Raw genomic sequence first — 18,534 nt, forward strand, 5'->3', positions numbered from 1 at the left:
CCGGGAGCGCCACTGCGGCTAGATTGGATCAATGCGGATTGAGTACGTGGAGGCGGTGCTGGCGGTAGTGGAGCTGGTACCGCCGGGGTCCGCTGTCTCGTACGGGGATGTCTCCGAACTGCTCGGCTCGGGTGGACCCCGCCAGGTGGGCTCGGTCATGAGCCATTACGGAAGCGGCGTTCCCTGGTGGCGGGTCCTCAAAGCGAGCGGACATGCCCCCGAAGGGCACGAGTCTGAAGCCCTGCGGCATTACCTTGAAGAAGGAACCCCGCTTGCCGGTGCCCACGAATCGTTCCTGCGTACCGGGGAAGGCCGCTGGCGGGTGGATCTTCCGGCCGCCCGGTGGACGCCAACCGACGCGGAGTTTGACCGAATGGACGCCATTGCCGAACAACTGGAGCGGCGGCTTCATCGATTGTCAGTGGCTGATGATGGAATGTCGGTGTGACAGTAACTCTTCCCTTCACGGAACCACGCGATGAGCAACGGCAAAGCCTGGAGTCCGGCTACGACGTGGCTTCCGGCACCGCCAACGGCGTCCAGGACCGGGCCCCTTCAGCGGCCTCCCTGCGCCTGCTGCCGCCGCGCCACCTGCACGCCGCGGCGCCGTCACTGACGTCCGATCAGCAGGCGGCAGTTGATGTTCCCCAGGGGGCCGGGCCCGTGCTGGTCCCCGGGGCGCCGGGGACGGGCAAGACCACGGTCCTGATCGAGGCTGCCGTCAAGCGCGTCCTGCGGGACGGCGTCGATCCCGAACGGATGCTGATTCTGGCGCCGAGCCGGCTGGCGGCGGATTTCCTGCGGGACCGTTTCACAGCCCGGCTGGACAGGAGCCTCAGCACCACGCCGGCGCGGACCTGGGCCTCGTACGCCTTTGACGTGATCCGGCGCGCCAAGGCCGAGGGCGTCATCCCGCTGTCAAGGCCGCCGCGCCTCCTGTCCGGCCCCGAGCAGGACCTCATCATCAAGGAACTCCTGGAAGGCCACCGCCTGCCCGGACTCGAACTGCCCTGGCCCGGCGACCTGGACGGCGCGCTGGAAACCCGGGGGTTCCGCCACGAGGTGCGGCAACTTTTCGACCGGATCATCGAGTCCGGGCGGACTGCCGGGGACCTGGAGCAGCTCGGCCGGGAGTGCGTCAGGCCTGACTGGGTTGCCGCCGCTGCCCTCTACAGCGAGTACCGGGACGTACTGGACCTGCGGATGCCGGATGCGTTCGATCCCGCCGGAATCATCACCGCGGCTCGCCAGATCTTCCAGGATGTTCCTGAATTCCTGGCTGCAGAACGCGAACGGCTGCAACTGATCCTGGTGGATGACATCCAGGAGGCCAACCCGGCAGTATTCGAGCTCCTGGCAGATATCGCCGGGGGGCGGGACTGCTTCGTGGCGTTCTCACCTGACACCGTGGTTCAGGGCTTTCGCGGGGCGCGGCCGGACCTGGTGGCTGAGCTGCCCCGGCTGCTGTCACCGGAGGCTCTGGTCCTGGAGCGCCCGCTGTCGCATTCCCACCGGCTGGCTCCCGCCTTGGCCGGTGCGTGGCTCGACGTTGCCGGGCGGATCTCGCAGCGGGCCGGCGGCCAGCTGGCGCGGCGGCTCCACCATCCGGAGGGAAACGTGCGGCAAGGGTCGGTTGAGGCGCACCTGGTTCCGTCGGCCGTGCACGAGCTGCGCTACGTGGCCCAGCGGATCCTTGACCAGCACATCAACCACGGCCGTGATTTGACGGACATGGCGGTGATTGTGCGCAACGGCGGGCAGGTCAGCGAGCTGCAGCGCTACCTTTCCGGGCAGGGGATCCCGGTAAGGGTGCCGGTGGCGGAATCCGCCGTCCGGGACGAGGTTGCCGTTCGCCCGCTCCTGGACGCATTTGCGGTCGCCCTTGACTCCACGCTCTTGACTCCAGAGGCCGCGGTATCCCTCCTCACGTCACGCATCGGTGGTGCCACCTCGATTGAACTGCGCCGCCTCAGGCAGTCGCTGCGCCGGGAAGAGCTTTTGGGCGGCGGCGGGCGCGCCAGCGATTCGCTCCTCGTCGAGGCGCTTCTGCAGCCCGGTGCGCTCGCCACGCTCGGCATCGAGGGACGCGCCGCCCGCCGCACAGCCCGGATGATCCAGGCCGGCCGGGAAGCAGCATGCCAGCCAGGCGCCAACGCCGAGTCTGTGCTCTGGGCGCTGTGGAGCGCCACCGGTCTCGCCGACGCCTGGACGGAAACCGCACTGACCGGCGGCCCGCACGGTGCCAGGGCTGACCGCGACCTCGACGCGATGATGGCACTGTTCCACACCGCGGAGCGTTACGTGGACCAAATGCCGGGCGCCGGGCCTGAGCAGTTCCTGGAGTACCTGTTGAACCAGGAACTGCCCATGGATACCCTTGCCGCGCGGGCCCAGGTTGACGATGCCGTGGAGCTGATGACCCCCGCCAGCGCAGCCGGACGGGAGTGGCCTGTGGTCATTGTCGCCGGCCTCCAGGAGGGAGTATGGCCCAACACCCGGCTTCGCGGTGAGCTCCTGGGCAGCACCCTCTACGCCGACGCCGTGGAGCATGGTGTCCAATACGCGCTGCAACGCGATCCCCTGAGCCGGCTGCGCGACATCCGCTACGACGAACTCCGGAGCTTTTCCACCGCGGTGTCACGGTCCCGGGAGCTGCTGGTCTGCACCGCCGTCTCATCGGAGGACGACCAGCCGTCGTCGTTCCTTGATTACATCGCCCCCCTGGAGCGGGACCAGGAAAGCAGGGCTTTTACTACGGTGGAACGCCCCATGACGCTGCGGGCCCTCGTTGCAGAACTCCGCCAACATGCACAATTGGACGGAAGCGGGGCGGCGCAGGCCCATGAGGCGGCGAGGGTGCTTGCCCATCTAGCGGCCGCCGAGCCGCCGGTTCCCGGTGCCCACCCTGCCAGTTGGTGGGGGCTCGCTCCGCTCACGTCCGACGCACCCGTGGTGCCGCCCGGCGGAATTGTGTCCGTGTCGCCGTCGAAGGTCGAAACTGTGCAAAAGTCGCCGCTGGACTGGTTTGTGCAGGCAGCAGGCGGCGAAGCGGCAACCGACTTTGCCCGCAGTCTGGGAACACTGGTCCATGCCATCGCCCAGGAGATGCCGGATGCGTCCGGCACCGAGTACGTTGCGGAACTGGTCCGCCGCTGGCCCACCTTGGGCATGAAGGACAACTGGGAGGGCAGGCTTGATTTCCAGCGCGCCGAATCGATGGTGCGCAAGCTCGCGCAGTACCTTGTGGTGATGAGGAGCGAGGGACGCAGCCTCGTGGGAGTGGAACAGGATTTCGAGGTGCCCCTCGGCGAAGTGACGGTGGACGATGGCCTGCCGCGGGAAGCCATCCTCCGCGGCCAGGTGGACCGCCTGGAGATCGACGGCGAAGGCAGGCTGGTCATCGTGGACCTCAAGACAGGAAAACGGCAGCCGGGCAAAAGTGAGCTGTCCAGCCACCCCCAGCTGGGCGCCTACCAGGCGGCAGTCCTGGCGGGCGGCTTCACGGGCAGCGGAAACAGCCAGGATGCCGGCCTTCCCGGCGGAGCAGTGCTGGCCCAGCTCGGAACAGGCGCGAAAAGCCCGGCAATCCAGCAGCAGGACGCGCTTGATCCGCAGGAAAACTGGGCCCTGGACATGGTGAAGGATGCAGCACAAGTGATGGGTGGCAGCGGGTTTGAAGCACGGCATGATCCGGCGAAGGGAAGCCATGGCGGCCATGGCTGCAAACTACCCGAAGTGTGCCCGTTGTGTGCGCGCGGAAGGCAAGTGACTGAATGAGCCAGGACCTCCAGGTGCTTCAAGACCTCGAATTGCCGCCCGCTGCAGCGCTTCCCGGCGGGCCCTTACAGCCGCCGGAGGTGCGGTTCAGCCCCGAGGAGCTGTCCGGGCTGCTCGGCGAAAAGAACGTGCCCACCCCGGAACAGTCCGCCATCATCTCCTCACCGCTGTCTCCGCGGCTGGTCATTGCCGGGGCCGGGTCGGGAAAGACCGCCACCATGGCGGACCGGGTAGTCTGGCTCGTCGCTAACGGCTGGGTCCGGCCCGAAGAAGTCCTCGGGGTGACCTTCACACGGAAGGCGGCCGGCGAACTGGCGTCCAGGATCCGGGCAAAGCTGGTGGCTCTGCAGCGGCTGGTTTCCGCGGACACCGCAAACAAGGTTTTCCCGAAGGGCCTGCTCAGCAGCGACGCGCTGGAACCGAAGGTGTCCACATACCACTCATTCGCCAGCGGCATCGTGTCAGACTACGGGCTGCGCCTGGGGGTGGAACGCGATGTTGTCCTCCTCGGCGGCGCGCAGGCGTGGCAGCTTGCCAGCGAGGTGGTGGAAGCATACGACGGCGAATACGCACACTTCCGTGCCGCCAAGTCCACCCTGGTGAAGGCAGTCATCCAGCTTGCAGGCGAATGTGCCGAGCACCTCCAGGAGCCGGAGGACGTCGAAGCCTGGCTGATGGCACGGCTCTCGGACTTTGAAGCGCTGCCCTACCTGGCGGACAAGAAAAAGAACCCTCCGCAGGCAGCGGCCGAGCTCGCCGGCATGCTCCGGACCAGGGCCAGCGTGGCGGACATGGTCGGCAGATATGCGGCGGCCAAGCGGGCCCGCGGTGCGCTTGATTTTGGTGACCTGGTGGCACTTGCAGCCAAAGTCTCCCGGGACGTTCCACTGGCTGCCCAGATGGAGAGGCAGCGCTACAAGGTGGTGCTGCTCGATGAGTTCCAGGACACGTCCCACGCCCAGCTGGTCCTGTTCTCGCGCCTGTTCGGCGGCGGACATGCAGTCACGGCCGTCGGCGACCCCAACCAGTCCATCTACGGCTTCCGCGGGGCCTCAGCCGGTCAGCTGTTCCACTTCGTCCGCGAATTCCCGGTCCGCAACGGGCTGGCGGCAGAGCCCGGAAGCTGGGCACCTGCACCCACGTCCTACCTGACCACGGCCTGGCGGAACGGGCGGTCAATCCTGGCGGCGGCCAACGTCATGTCGGATTCGCTCAGTAAGGCCGAGGCCCATCGGGGACCGGCAGGTGGTGGGGGAGCTGCCCGCGCGGAGGTGCCGCCGCTGCAGCCCAGCCCGCATGCCGTCCAGGGCGCCGTGGTCCTCGGCCGCTTCGGCAGCGATGCCGAGGAAGCCTCCGCTCTCGCGGACGATGTCCTGAAGTATCAGGTGACGGACTTCGAGCTGAAGCCCGACGGCTCTCCGGTGCCGCCGGCCATCGCCGTCCTGTGCCGCCGGCGGGCACAGATGGAAACCATACGTCGCCAGTTTGAGGCACGCGGCATCGCCTACGAGATCGTGGGCCTGGGCGGCCTCCTGGATACCCCGGAAGTGGTTGACCTCGTTGCCACCCTCCGTGTCCTGGCCGACCCCGGGCGCTCGGACGCGCTCATGCGGCTGCTGGCGGGGGCCAGGTGGCGGATAGGACCCGCTGACCTGATGGCGTTGCGGGACTGGTCCAGCCAGCTGGCACGCAGGCGCGGACATGCCCCGGACAGATCCGGTGACGGGGAGACCGCCGCCGAGCCGGCGGAAGCGGATGCGACGGTCCTCGAGGGAGACCTCACTGACGGCGCGAGCCTGGTGGAGGCGTTGGACTGGCTGCCCCGGGAGGAATGGACATCCTCCAGCGGCAGGTCCCTCAGCGCCGAAGCCCGCAGTCGGCTGCTCCGGCTTTCGGCAGAGTTGCGGCACTTGCGTGGCTACCTAGGGGATGACCTCACAACCCTCCTGGGGGAAGTGGAAAGGGCCATGCTCCTGGATATCGAGGTCGCAGCCCGTCCCGGCGTCAGCATCCACCAGGCCCGCCGCAACCTTGACGCCTTCCAGGACGCCGCGGCGGGGTTCCTGCGGACGTCACAACGAGTGGACATCCTCGCCTTTCTGGCGTGGCTGGAAGCCGCCGCGACGGAAGAGAACGGCCTTGAGGCGCCTCCCAGCGACGTGAACCGGGAAGCGGTCCAACTCCTTACCGTCCATGCGTCCAAGGGCCTGGAATGGGATGTCGTCTTTGTCCCGGGATTGAACGCCGGCGCGTTTCCCACGGACAAGGACTCCCGCTGGAGCAGCGGGGCGGCGGCATTGCCGTGGCCACTGCGCGGAGACCGTGCGGACCTGCCGCAGTGGGATCTGGACCAACCTGACCAAAAAGGCTGGCTGGACGCCGAAAAAGACTTTAAAGCAGCCGTCCAGGCCCACGGGGAATCCGAGGAGCGCCGGCTCGCCTACGTTGCCTACACCAGGGCAAAACATGTCCTGTGGGTGTCCAGCGCGGCGTGGGTGGGTTCCCGGGCGGGACGCGCGGAGATGTCGCCGTTCCTTACCGAACTGGAAGCGCTTCTCAGCACCGATGGCGTATCGCCTGCCCGGGCCACAATCCATCGCCGGTCACTGGAAGAAGCCCAGTTGCCGGAGAACAGCCCGCTCACCGCCGAAACGGAGGTCGCCGCCTGGCCATATGATCCGCTGGAGGGTCCGGTGGACCCCCGGACAGGGGAACGGCTCCGCCTTGCCCGCGGGCGCAGGAACACCATGGAAATGGCCGCTGCCCGCGTACTTGCCGCCCTCGAGTCCGGTACCGGTGATCTGCAGCCCGCGTTCCCGGGAGCAGAACGCAAACCTGTGCCAGGCGACGCCACGGGGTTGACGGGAACCGCGGCCGGATGGGCCCGGGAAGCGGCCCTGCTGCTGGAACGGCGGGCCCGGAGGTCCAACGGCCAGGACGTCCACCTGCCCAGCCACATTTCCGCTTCAACCCTGGTGGACCTGGGCCAGGACCCGGCAGACGTCCTTGCCAGGCTCCGCCGGCCCGTCCCGCGGGAACCCGGAATGTCAGCGCGGAAGGGAACCGCATTCCACGCCTGGGTGGAGGAATACTTCGGTACAGCCGGCATGCTCGACCTCGGGGAAGCCCCCGGCTCGGACGACCACATCGACGCCGCCTACGACCTCGATTCCATGGTTGCCACTTTCCGGGCATCACCATGGGCTGAGCGGTCACCGGCCTTCGTTGAGGTGCCGGTGGAGACGCGGGTTGGGGAAGTGGTGGTCCGCGGACGCATCGATGCTGTCTTCCAGGACGCTGACGGCCGCTGGGACCTGGTGGACTGGAAGACCGGGCGGCGGCCCTCCGGTGCCCAGCTGAGGGCGCGGTCGGTGCAGCTCGCCGTGTACCGGCTGGCCTGGGCACGGTTGAAGAACGTTCCCCTGGACGATGTGCGGGCCGCCTTCTTCTACGTTGCCGACAACGAGGTTGTACGGCCCCATGACCTCGGGACGGCGGCGCAGCTGGAGGAAATTGTCGCGGCCGCGCTTCGCTCGCCGTGACGGTCAGCCCGGAGGCTTGGGCCGAAAAGCCTGCGTCCCGCTAGGTCTGCTTGGCGTTGACGATGGAGATCGCGGCGGTGGAGGTGTCGTCCGAGCCCTTGGCATCGGCGTCGTTGCCTGCGCCGGGCTGTGGCTCGACCGGAATGGGGGTTACGTGCACGGCAGGCTGCACCGGCACGGGAAGGACCCTAACGATGGGCTCGGCCGGTACGGGAACAACCGTAACGGCCGGCACCCCGGCCAAGGGACCGCCGTCGGAAGCGCCCTCGGTGGAACCAGCCACTGCGGAGGATCCCGCCGGCGGCGTTGCGGTCCCCGCGGCAACCGCGGGGGAGGGCAGGGGCTCCACGCTGATGGGCTGCCCGCCGTGCTCGGCGATATCGCTGGCCAGGGTTTCGAGCATGCCTTCAGCCTCGGCAACCATGCCGGGATCTCCGGCGGCGATCCCCTTCACCAGGTACTGGGCCAGGGCGAATTCCGCAGAAAGTGCCGCCCTGCGCAGCAGATGGTTGTCCGGACTGTCCCGGCGGCTGGCTGTGTAGCCAGCCAGCACGGCGTCCACGAAGTCCTGCTCGTTGGAAGCCACCAGCCAGGCAAAGTCGTCCGCGGGGTCACCGATGCGAAGATCGGTCCACCCGGTGACGGCCGTGACGCGCTGGCCTTCCACCAGAAGGTTGTCCTCGTGCAGGTCGCCGTGGACCACACAGGGATTGAAGCGCCACAGGGACACGTCCTCAAGGGCGTGTTCCCAGCGCAGCAGCAGGGCCGGCGGAATCTTCCCGGTAGTGGCTGCCTGGTCCAGTTCATTGAGCCGGCGCTGACGGAACTCGTTGGGGGTGTAGCTGGGCAGGTCGGCGTTGCTGACCAAAGCCCGGGGCAGGTCGTGGATAGCGGCCAGGGCCACCCCGATTTCCCGGGCCAGGGTCTCCGGGCCCGCGGTGAGTTCCTCAACACTGCGGGTGCTCCCGGCAAGGTGCGAGTAGACAAACGTGCTCAGGGTCCCCAGCCGAACGCTGCCGGCCACCGTGGGCATCAGGAAGGGAAGTTCGGCACGGATGCCAGGGGCAAATGCCCGCAGCACCAGGAACTCGGTCTCCAGCCTGGCACTGGCCTCCGCATGCCGCGGCGACCTAACCCGCCAGCGCTTGCCCTCGGAATCCAGGAGCAGGGCAGAGTCGAAGTCCGCGGGATCATCCGGGGCAGAGCTAACGGCCGTTGGGGTCAGTCCGGGGACTGCCGCGGTTGCGACGGCTGCCAGTTCAATCGGTTTTCTTCTCACCGTTCCACGGTAGATTGCCCGCCGTCCAAGACACCGGTCTGACGGCGGCGAGTCTTCAGATACATCCAAATCCGGGTACCCCGGAGGAGGTCCGCGGCCCGCCCGGAAATGGGCATTGTCGGTCCCAGTCAGTACGGTGGACTCATGAGCCATGCGGAGTTTGCCACACCGGTCCATCAGGGGGTGCCGGCACTGCTGCCGGCGAACCACCTCCGGGACACCTTGCTTCCCGTCCCGCCAGCCTTGGTAGACCGGGGATCTGTTGTGCGGGCCAGGCCCGGCATGGTGGAGGAGCTCCTGGCACGGACTGAAACCCTGGCCATTGTCCTTTCCGGCCGGCAGGGACTGGTGCAGGGCAACGGCCTTTTCACTGCCGGCGCCAAGGCGATGCTGGAGGGCCTGTCAGCGGCCGCGGTGACTCCGGAGCTTGTGGTCTACCTGGGCTCAGCCCTGCCGGGCGCGGACCTTCCTGCCGGCACCGAGCTGCTGCTGTTTGTCCTTCCGGAGGCTGTTAAGCCGGGCACCGCGGGCATCCCCGCCGATGCGGCATGGGCCGGGTTCCGCGACGTGGCGGCCGGCCTGAGCACAACGGACACTGCGTTGTTCGTCGAATCAAGCGCCATCACCAACTGGCACGCCGGCCACACCCACTGCCCGCGTTGCGGGACGCCCACGCTGGTTGAAGCAGGAGGTTGGGTACGCCGGTGCCCCGCGGATTCGTCGGAACATTATCCGCGCACGGACCCCGCGATCATCGTCACCGTGGTGGGCCCGGATGGCCGGGTGCTGCTGGGCGGCGGCGGTGCTCCCGACGCAAAAAACTACTCAACCCTGGCGGGGTTCGTTGAGCCCGGAGAATCACTGGAGCAGGCAGTGGTGAGGGAAGTCCTTGAGGAAGTGGGAGTGCGTGTCACTGCCTGCCAATACCTCGGTTCGCAGTCCTGGCCCTTCCCCGCCTCCCTTATGCTTGGATTTACCGCCGTCACCGAAGATGCCGAGGCAACGCCCGACGGCGTGGAGGTCACCAGGGCGCGCTGGTTCAGCCGGGAGGAACTCCAGGAGGCCGTGCTCAGCGGTGAGATCACCATTTCCAGCAGGCTCTCCATCGCGCGGGCGCTCATTGAGCACTGGTTCGGCGGGCGGATCGAGGACCGCCCCGCCGCCTGACACCCATATCCACCAGACTCCAAGCATTCGGTAGTCGAGACACAAAAGCAGCAGAAGTGACTACAGAGCATATTGACGGAGCAGCCTCGATCGAGGACCGCATCCTTGGCGGATTGGACGCCGAACAGCGCGAGGTGGCCAGCACCCTGAATGGTCCGCTGTGCGTTCTCGCCGGCGCCGGAACGGGAAAGACCCGCGCCATCACCCACCGCATCGCCTACGGCGTGCATTCCGGCGTCTACTCCCCGCAACGGCTGCTGGCCGTGACGTTTACGGCGCGGGCCGCCGCCGAGATGCGCAGCCGGCTGCGGGACCTCGGGGCCGGCAACGTCCAGGCCCGCACCTTTCACGCTGCCGCTCTCCGCCAGCTCCAGTTCTTTTGGCCGCAGGCTGTTGGCGGCACATTGCCCAACCTTTTGGACCACAAGGCGCAGATGCTCGCCGAGGCGGCCAGGCGCTTGCGGCTCAGTACGGACCGGGCGTCCATCCGGGACCTGGCGTCCGAGATTGAGTGGGCAAAGGTCTCCATGCTGACCCCGGCCAACTACCTGGAAAACGCGCAGGGAAGGGGAACCCCGGGCGGTTTCGATCTCACCGCGGTGGCCCGGGTGTTCCAGGCCTACGAGGACGTCAAGACGGACCGCAACGTCATCGACTTCGAGGACGTGCTGCTGATCACCGTCGGGATTCTCCAGGAGGATGAGAAGGTGGCTGCCACCGTCCGCGAGCAGTACCGGCACTTTGTGGTTGATGAGTACCAGGACGTGTCCCCGCTGCAGCAGCGGCTCCTGGAACTGTGGCTGGGCGGGCGTGACGAACTGTGCGTCGTGGGCGACGCCAGCCAGACCATCTACTCCTTCACCGGAGCGTCGCCCCGGCATCTCCTCGACTTCAAGGCCCGCTACCCGCAGGCCAACGTGGTCAAGCTGATCAGGGACTACCGCTCCACACCGCAGGTGGTGAAGCTGGCCAATGATCTGCTGGCAGGCCGGCGGAGTGGCGGACCGGCCGCCGACGCCGCCTGGGCAACACCCCTGCAGCTCGTGGCACAGCGCCCTGCCGGCCCGGCGCCCCACTTCACGGAGTGCTCAGATGACGAAGCGGAGGCCGCTACCGTCGCGCAGAAGATCAAGGTCCTTCTCGACGCCGGCACTCCCGCCAGCGAAGTGGCGATCCTGTTCCGCACCAACGGCCAGTCCGAAGCCTACGAGCAGGCCCTTGCCGCAGCGGGGATCGGGTACCAGCTGCGCGGAGGGGAACGCTTCTTCGCGCGTAAAGAGGTCCGGGACGCCATTCTCCAGCTGAGGGCGGCAACCAGGGCAGTATCGGAGACCGATTCGCCGGAACCCCTTGGCCAGCTTGTCCGCGATATTGTCTCCTCCCTCGGTTACACGGATTCCGCTCCCCACAGCGGCGGGGCGCTGCGGGAGCGCTGGGAATCCCTGGCGGCACTCGTGGCCCTTGCCGATGAACTCGTGCAGGCCCGGGGCGCACAGTTCGGACTGGCGGATTTCGTCAATGAACTCCAGGAACGTTCACTGGCCCAGCATGCGCCAACTGTCCAGGGGGTGACGCTGGCATCCCTGCACGCCGCCAAGGGCCTGGAGTGGGATGCGGTTTTCCTGGTGGGGCTCAGTGAAGGCCTGATGCCTATCTCCTTCGCCGACTCGCCCGAGTCCGTCGACGAGGAACGCCGGCTCCTGTACGTCGGGATCACCCGGGCGCGCGAGCACCTGTCGCTGTCCTGGAGCACCGCCCGCACGCCCGGCGGCCGCGCCAACCGCAAGCCGTCCCGGTTCCTCGACGGCCTGCGGCCGGATTCCGTGGTGAGCTCACACACGCGCGGCAAAGGCGCGGCACCCCGCCGGAAAGCAGCGGCCCCCGCCATGTGCAGGGTCTGCGGAAGCATGCTCGCAACCGGGGCGGAACGCAAAGTGGGACGCTGCAATGCCTGCCCGCCTACATACGAGGAACAGACCTTTGACGCGCTAAGGACCTGGCGCCGCGAAGTGGCACTGTCCGCCGAGGTCCCGGCCTTCGTGGTCTTCACAGATGCAACGCTCACAGCCATCGCCGAGGCCCGGCCTGCGTCCCTGGAAGAACTCGCCGGACTTGCCGGGGTGGGCCCCTCCAAGCTGGAAAAGTACGGGGAAGACGTCCTTCGGGTCCTGACGGAAAGCACTTCCCTGTGACCCGGTCTCCAGGGCCGCGGAACCGGCGTGACGGGGCCCCTGGTGCCGGCCTCACCACGGCTGACGGTGCTCCCGTGGAGGTCAGGCGTTCCGCCCGCCGCACGCGCACCGTGGCAGCCTTCTGGGAAAACGGGACCGCCGTTGTTGCCATCCCGGCCCGCTTCACGGCTGCACAGGAAAGCGAGTGGGTGCACCGCATGCTGGCAAAGCTGCAGCGCCAGGGGGAGCGGCGCGCCGCAGCAGGCAGGAAACGGCCCGCCTCGGACGCAGCCCTCGCGGCGCACGCCGCGCACCTCTCGGCGCACTACCTGGGCGGACGGGCTGTCCCCACGTCAGTGCGCTGGGTCAGCAACCAGAACGCGCGGTGGGGATCAGCCACCCCGGCGGACGGGACCATCCGCCTCTCGGACAAGCTCCGTCCCATGCCTCAGTGGGTCATCGACTATGTGCTGCTCCACGAACTCGCGCACCTCCTGGTGGCAGCGCACAACGCCGCTTTCTGGAAGCTGCTGGAGGGCTACCCGGAGACCCAACGCGCCAAGGCGTTTCTTGAAGGCGTTTCCTTCGCCACCGCACGCGGCCTCGCGGACAACGGAGGGGGAGGCGGCGTGCCGGAGCAGGAACTCTGGCCGGACGACGCCGACTAAGCCCCGCCCCGGCGGCCACCGCAGGACTCAGCCCTTCGGCTGGTTGTCCCCGCCGTCGTCGTCCTGTGAATCTTCGTCCTTGTCCGGCCCCGCGTCTTTCCCGGCATCCGTGCCCGGCGCCTCGTCGAAACCGCCGCTGAGCAGTTTCTGCAGGGCATCATCCACTTCGCTGTCGCTGGCTTCGGCCAGTTTGCGGCGCCCGCTGAAGCCTTTGGGATCGTCCAGGTCCTCCGCGGTGGGCAGCAGGTCCGGGTGGTGCCAGATGGCGTCGCGGCCCTCGATGCCGCGCTCTTCCTTCAGCGTGGCCCATAGCGTGGCGGCGTCACGCAGCCGCCGGGGACGCAGCTCCAGGCCCACCAGTGAAGCGAAGGCGTGTTCGGCCGGGCCTCCCGTGGCGCGGCGGCGCCGCACGGTTTCGCGCAGCGCACCGGCGGAGGGCAGCATCTTTTCGGTAGCCGAGGCCGTCAGTTCATCCACCCAGCCCTCCACGAGGGCGAGTGCTGTTTCCAGCTTCTCCAGGGCCTGTTCCTGGGCAGGGGTCCGCTGGGGCATAAAGACGCCCTGGGACAGGGCCTCCTGGATCCCTTCGGGGTTGCTCGGGTCCAGGTCCCGGGCCAATTCCTCGATGCGCGAGGTGTCGATGTGGATGCCGCGCGCATAGGCTTCGATAGCGCCCAGCAGGTGCCCCCGCAGCCAGGGAACCTGGACGAAAAGGCGGGCATGGGCCGCTTCGCGGACCGCGAGGAAAAGCCGGATGTCGTTTTCAGGCAGGGACAGGCCCTCGCCGAACGCGGCAACGTTCGCCGGCAGCAGCGCCATTTCAAGGTCGGCAAGGGGCACGCCGATATCTGTGGAACTGACCACGTCGGCGGAGAGGGCGCCGATGGCCTGCCCCAGCTGCATGCCGAAGATGGCTCCGCCCATGTTCTGGAGCATGGAGGAAGCGCCGCCCATCATGGACTTCATCTCCTCGGGCATCTGCTCCGTCATGGCGGATGAAAGCGCCTTGGCGATGCTGTTGGCCACGGGTTCCGTCAGCCTCTTCCAGGTGCCCAGGGTGGCCTCGACCCATTCCGCGCGGGACCAGGCCCGGCCGATCAGGCCGGTGGCTGGCAGGTCAGTGACAGGGTCCAGCCACAGTTCCGCCAGGCGGAGGGCCTCGTCCACGTCACGCGACTGCTGGGAGGTTACCGATGGGTCCGAGCTGCTTGCTGCCACGCGCCGTGCATTGTCGTGCGCCAGCGTCCAGTTGACGGGCCCCTCGGACGGGGCACTCATCATGGCCTGCACCTGGGAGAACATCTGGGCCAGCAGGTTGGGGTCGTTCGGCAGGCCGGCGGCCTTGGCGAGTTCGGCGGGGTCGAAATTTTCCATCCCCTTGCCGCCCATCAGGTTCTGCAGCATCTCGGTCAACGGATCCTTGGGGGTATCGTCGCCGTTGGACGGATTAAGTGGATTGGAGGTCATGATCCCGCCGATCGTCGGTGTGACTGTTGATCAACCTTCACGGTACCCCGGCCATGGTCGGCTGTCTGCCGCACTGCGTTGTCGTTCGCTGTAGGCAAAGAGCTGTCCCTGTCTGCCACCGCGTAGTGTTGGTGGGGTGACTACAACCCGTGGCGGCTACCCCTCCGAGGACCACGCCCCTGAGCTTCCCCACGATGGCTTTTCCTGGGAAAAAGACGCCGGCATAACGGCCGACGGCGGGACCGCACCTGAAGAGGCCGGCACACCGCCGCGGGACCCGCGGGTGTCCACCATGATGCTGGCAGGCATGGCCGCGCTGGGCCTTGGAATCGGCGTCGCCACGATTCCCGTCCCCTATGTTGTGGAATCACCCGGCCCCACGTACAACACGCTGGGGCAAAGCCAGGGAACCCCGGTCATCAAAGTCACCGGCCGGGAATCGTACCCCGCTGCCGGGAACCTCGACCTGACCACCGTGTACGTCGCCGGCGGCCCCAACGGGCCAGTCAGCATTATCGGTGCCTTTTCAGCCTGGCTGGACCGAACCAAGGCCGTCCACCCGGTGGAGCTCCTCTATCCCACGGGGACCACCCGGCAGGAAGCCGAGGAACAAAGCGCCGTGGCCATGACCACCTCGCAGGAGAACGCCCTGGCCTCGGCACTCAACGAGCTGGACATCCCTTTCGGCCAGCAGCTTCAGGCAGCGGACCTTTCCGAAGGATCGGCGTCGGCGGGCAAGATCCAGCCCGGGGACATCCTGAAATCCATCAACGGCAAGGACATCACCGCGCTGTCCGTCATCCAGGAGGAACTGGCCGCGGGCAACGGTGCCGCCGCCACCGTCGTCCTGGAGCGCGAAGGGCAGCCGGTCACCGAAACCATCACCCCGAAGGACAACGGCCAAGGCCGGTTCATCCTCGGTGTCATGCTCAAGTATCTGTTCACTTTCCCCTTTGACGTGGAGATCTCCCTGGAGAAGGTAGGCGGTCCGTCCGCCGGCCTGATGTTCTCGCTCGGCATTATCGACACCGTCACCCCCGGCGACCTGACCGGCGGCAAGCACATCGCAGGGACCGGCACCATTACCCCGGACGGGGCGGTAGGGCCCATCGGCGGGATCGGGCAGAAGATGCAGGCTGCCCGCGCCGGGGGAGCCACCCTGTTCCTGGCGCCCGCTGCCAACTGCGAGCAGGTGGCAGGGCACATCCCCGACGGCCTGCAGGTGGTACGGGTCGAGAACCTGGCAGAGGCAAGGGCCGCCGTCGAACGTGCCGGCACCGGCCAGGACACATCCGGCCTGCCGGGCTGCACAAACAACTAGACTGGGCGCAACTAGACTCGACAGGAACTAAGCTTTACCGCCACTCGTGGCAATTATGACGGGCAAAACCAGCCGTTTGACCGGTGGAGTTCGTCGCTCGCACGCACGCTTCGAATATCTGACGACCAGCTATGAGGTACCCAGTTTGTCCCGTCCCGCCAGCACCATGTCCACAGGCAGACCCCCATCACGGCGCGGCGCACTGACGCCCACCCTGATCGTCGTTGCCCTCGTGGTTGTGGGCTTCATCTTCTTCGCCAATGTCTGGACCGATGTCCTCTGGTACCGGCAGCTGGGCTTCATTGAAGTCTTCGTCACCGAGAACCTGGCCAGGATCGGCATCTTCGCGGCCGGATTCGCCTTGATGTTCGCTGCCGTGTTCTTCGCGATCCGCATCGCCTACCACGCCAGGCCGGTTTACGCCCCGGACTCCGACATCCGCGACAACCTCAACCGGTACCAGGCTCAGCTGGAACCCGTCCGCCGGGTGGTCATGGTGGGCCTGCCCGTCCTCTTCGGACTCTTCGCGGGCAGCGCCGCCGCAAGCCAGTGGCAGAAGGTCCTGCTCTTCTTCAACCAGGAGGGCTTCGGCAAGAGTGACCCCGAATTCGGCATGGACATCAGCTTCTACCTGATGGTCCTGCCGTTCCTTGGGTTCGTCACCGGCTTCCTGATCAGCGTTGTGGTCATCGCGGGCATCGCGGGCATCCTCACGCACTACCTCTACGGCAGCATCCGCTTGATGGAACGCGGCGTGTTCACGAGCCGCGCAGCCCAGATCCACATCGCCGTCACCGGTGCCGCCTTCCTGGTGCTGCTGGGCGTGAACTTTTGGCTGGACCGTTTCTCCGCGGTGCAGAGCAATAACGGCCGCTGGGCCGGTGCCCTTTACACGGACGTCAACGCCGTCATCCCCACCAAAGCCATCCTGGCTGTGGCCGCCGTGCTCGTTGCCATCCTGTTCGTCGTCGCGGCCGTCATCGGACGCTGGCGCCTGCCGGTCATCGGCACCGCCATGCTGGTGATCACCTCCATTCTCGCCGGTGGCGTCTACCCCTGGGTCATCCAGCAGTTCCAGGTGCGGCCCTCCGAGGAAACGCTGGAAAAGGAATTCATCCAGCGCAACATCGACAACACCCGCAGCGCCTACGGCCTGGACACCATCCAGGTGAGCCGCTACGACGCCACCAACACCGCAAGCACCGGCGCCCTTGCGCCGGACGCCCAGACCACCGCGAACATCCGCCTGCTGGACCCGAACCTGATCTCCGACGCGTTCTCCCAGCTCGAGCAGTACCGCCCGTACTACCAGTTCCCCGAAGCCCTGAACGTTGACCGCTACGAAGTGGACGGCAAGATCCAGGACACCGTTATCGCGGTCCGCGAGCTGAACCCCACGAACGTTGCCACGAACCAGCAGGGCTGGCTCAACCAGCACGTGGTGTACACGCACGGTTACGGCGTCGTGGCCGCAAAGGGCAACAAGTTCACCGTGGACGGCAAGCCCGAGTTCCTCCAGTCCGGCATCCCGTCCACGGGCGTGCTCGGCGATGATTCAAGCTACGAGCCCCGGATCTACTTCGGCGAATCGTCCCCGGACTACTCGATCGTAGGTGCGCCGGACGGTGCCCCCGCCCGTGAGCAGGACAGGCCGTCCGGCCGAGAGGGCGAAGGGGAAACCCAGTACACGTTCGAAGGCAACGGCGGGCCCAACGTGGGCAGCTTCTTCAACAAGGTCCTGTACTCCATCAAGTTCCAGTCGTCGGACCTGCTGCTCTCGGACGGCGTGAACCCCGAGTCGCAGATCCTGTACGACCGCAATCCGCGCGATCGCGTCGAGAAGGTTGCGCCCTACCTGACGGTTGACGGCAACGCCTACCCGGCAGTGGTGGACGGCCGCGTCAAGTGGATCGTGGACGGCTACACCACCAGCCAGTACTACCCGTACTCGCAGCAGGAACAGCTTTCGGATGCCACCGCGGACTCCCAGACCACGTCAGGCCGGGCGGTTGCCCTGCCCAACAGCACGGTCAACTACATCCGGAACTCGGTTAAGGCCACGGTGGACGCCTATGACGGGTCCGTCACCCTGTACGCATGGGATGACCAGGACCCGCTGCTGAAGGCCTGGCAGAAGGTGTTCCCCACTTCACTGAAGCCTTATTCGGAGATGTCGGGCGACGTCATGAGCCACGTCCGCTACCCGGAGGACCTGTTCAAGGTCCAGCGCCAGCTTCTGGGTGAGTACCACGTCACCGATCCCTCCAGCTTTTACAAGACCAACGACGCCTGGAGCGTTCCCGCGGATCCCACCGTGGACACGGACGTCAAGCAGCCGCCGTTCTACATGTCGCTGCAGATGCCGGACCAGGACAAGCCCGCGTTCCAGCTGACGTCCTCCTTCATTCCGCAGATCGTCAACGGCAACGCACGCAACGTCCTCTACGGCTTCCTGGCAGCGGACTCGGATGCCGGCAACCAGGCGGGCGTCAAGGCAGAAAGCTACGGCAAGCTCCGGCTGCTGCAGATCCCGCCGGAGATCCAGGTTCCCGGCCCGGGCCAGGCGCAGAACAAGTTCAACTCCGACCCCACCGTGTCGCAGGCCCTCAACCTGCTGCGCCAGGGTGCCTCCGATGTATTGAACGGCAACCTGCTGACACTGCCTGTGGGCGGCGGCATCCTGTACGTCCAGCCGGTCTACCTCAAGTCCACCGGTGAGACGTCGTACCCCACCCTGCAGCGCGTCCTGGTGGCCTTTGGTGACAAGGTGGGCTTCGCGCCCACGCTGGATGAGGCGCTGAAGCAACTCTTCGGCGGAGACTCAGGTGCTGCCGCCGGCGACTCGGACAACAACGGGCAGACCCCGGCTGATCCTGGGGCCCCGGCTGCTCCTCCCGGGGGAGCGGACGCCAAGGCGGACCTGAAGGCGGCACTGGAGGAAGCCAACGCGGCGATCCAGGCAGGGCAGGCGGCACTGGCCGCCGGTGACTTCGCAGCCTACGGCGAGGCGCAGAAGCGGATCCAGGCTGCCCTGCAAAGGGCAGTGGACGCAGAGGCCAAGATCCCGGTAGCAGCCCCGGAGGCCACCCCGGCGCCGGCAGCCACTGCCACGCCTGAAGCTACGCCCTCGCCTTCAGCGAGC

At 67.1% G+C, this 18,534-nt stretch carries 10 protein-coding genes; 8 read left to right on the forward strand and 2 right to left on the reverse strand.

The genetic code is table 11. The features are described from left to right. The first annotated feature begins 31 nt into the window (after positions 1–31). From P2Q66_RS02660 to P2Q66_RS02670, 3 genes are read left to right on the forward strand one after another with little or no spacing between them, the layout of a single operon-like run. Positions 32–448, forward strand: coding sequence for an MGMT family protein (locus tag P2Q66_RS02660; RefSeq protein WP_275725355.1), 417 nt, complete (start codon positions 32–34; stop codon positions 446–448). Beyond that, positions 445–3,777, forward strand: coding sequence for an ATP-dependent DNA helicase (locus tag P2Q66_RS02665; protein ID WP_275725357.1), 3,333 nt, complete (start codon positions 445–447; stop codon positions 3,775–3,777). The genes P2Q66_RS02660 and P2Q66_RS02665 overlap by 4 nt, the downstream gene beginning before the upstream one ends. Further along, a complete protein-coding gene (locus P2Q66_RS02670; RefSeq protein ID WP_275725359.1) occupies positions 3,774–7,319 on the forward strand; it encodes an ATP-dependent DNA helicase in 3,546 nt (1,181 codons plus the stop codon). Before P2Q66_RS02665 ends, P2Q66_RS02670 begins: the two co-directional genes overlap by 4 nt. Positions 7,320–7,359: 40 nt before the next feature. On the opposite strand, the gene P2Q66_RS02675 is transcribed toward P2Q66_RS02670, so the two are convergent. After that, positions 7,360–8,598, reverse strand: coding sequence for a macrolide 2'-phosphotransferase (locus tag P2Q66_RS02675; RefSeq protein WP_275725361.1), 1,239 nt, complete (start codon positions 8,596–8,598; stop codon positions 7,360–7,362). A 144-nt stretch (positions 8,599–8,742) separates the two neighbouring features. On the opposite strand from P2Q66_RS02675, the gene nudC reads away from it, so the two are divergent. The 3 genes from nudC to P2Q66_RS02690 are packed head-to-tail and all read left to right on the forward strand — an operon-like array spanning position 8,743 to position 12,604. Beyond that, entirely contained in the window at positions 8,743–9,765 is a 1,023-nt protein-coding gene (gene nudC, locus P2Q66_RS02680; protein WP_275725363.1) for an NAD(+) diphosphatase, read from the forward strand. A gap of 56 nt (positions 9,766–9,821) precedes the next feature. Further along, positions 9,822–11,957: an ATP-dependent DNA helicase UvrD2 gene (locus P2Q66_RS02685; RefSeq protein WP_275725365.1), complete on the forward strand. Its 2,136-nt coding sequence runs from the start codon at positions 9,822–9,824 to the stop codon at positions 11,955–11,957. Next, positions 11,954–12,604 carry a M48 family metallopeptidase gene (locus P2Q66_RS02690; protein ID WP_275725367.1) on the forward strand — a complete coding sequence of 217 codons (651 nt, stop codon included), beginning with the start codon at positions 11,954–11,956 and terminating at the stop codon, positions 12,602–12,604. Before P2Q66_RS02685 ends, P2Q66_RS02690 begins: the two co-directional genes overlap by 4 nt. Positions 12,605–12,631: 27 nt before the next feature. Here P2Q66_RS02690 and P2Q66_RS02695 read toward each other — a convergent pair whose 3' ends face one another. Further along, positions 12,632–14,071: a zinc-dependent metalloprotease gene (locus P2Q66_RS02695; protein ID WP_275725369.1), complete on the reverse strand. Its 1,440-nt coding sequence runs from the start codon at positions 14,069–14,071 to the stop codon at positions 12,632–12,634. Between the two features lie 292 nt (positions 14,072–14,363). Here P2Q66_RS02695 and P2Q66_RS02700 point away from each other — a divergent pair, with 292 nt between their 5' ends. Next, complete coding sequence (locus P2Q66_RS02700; RefSeq protein WP_275725373.1) at positions 14,364–15,392, forward strand: S16 family serine protease; 1,029 nt, start codon at positions 14,364–14,366, stop codon at positions 15,390–15,392. Between the two features lie 166 nt (positions 15,393–15,558). Next, positions 15,559–18,534 (forward strand): UPF0182 family protein (locus P2Q66_RS02705; RefSeq protein ID WP_275725371.1); only part of this gene is annotated, 2,976 nt, incomplete at its 3' end.

This window comes from Arthrobacter sp. Cr_A7 (assembly GCF_029222765.1).
GTDB lineage: Bacteria > Actinomycetota > Actinomycetes > Actinomycetales > Micrococcaceae > Arthrobacter.

Excerpts from the sequence above, each read along its gene's own strand:
- P2Q66_RS02660 (WP_275725355.1), top strand. The coding sequence starts at position 32 with ATGCGGATTGAGTACGTGGAGGCGGTGCTGGCGGTAGTGGAGCTGGTA.
- P2Q66_RS02670 (WP_275725359.1), top strand. The coding sequence starts at position 3,774 with ATGAGCCAGGACCTCCAGGTGCTTCAAGACCTCGAATTGCCGCCCGCT.
- P2Q66_RS02695 (WP_275725369.1), bottom strand. The coding sequence starts at position 14,071 with ATGACCTCCAATCCACTTAATCCGTCCAACGGCGACGATACCCCCAAG.
- P2Q66_RS02700 (WP_275725373.1), top strand. The coding sequence starts at position 14,364 with ATGATGCTGGCAGGCATGGCCGCGCTGGGCCTTGGAATCGGCGTCGCC.
- nudC (WP_275725363.1), top strand. The coding sequence starts at position 8,743 with ATGAGCCATGCGGAGTTTGCCACACCGGTCCATCAGGGGGTGCCGGCA.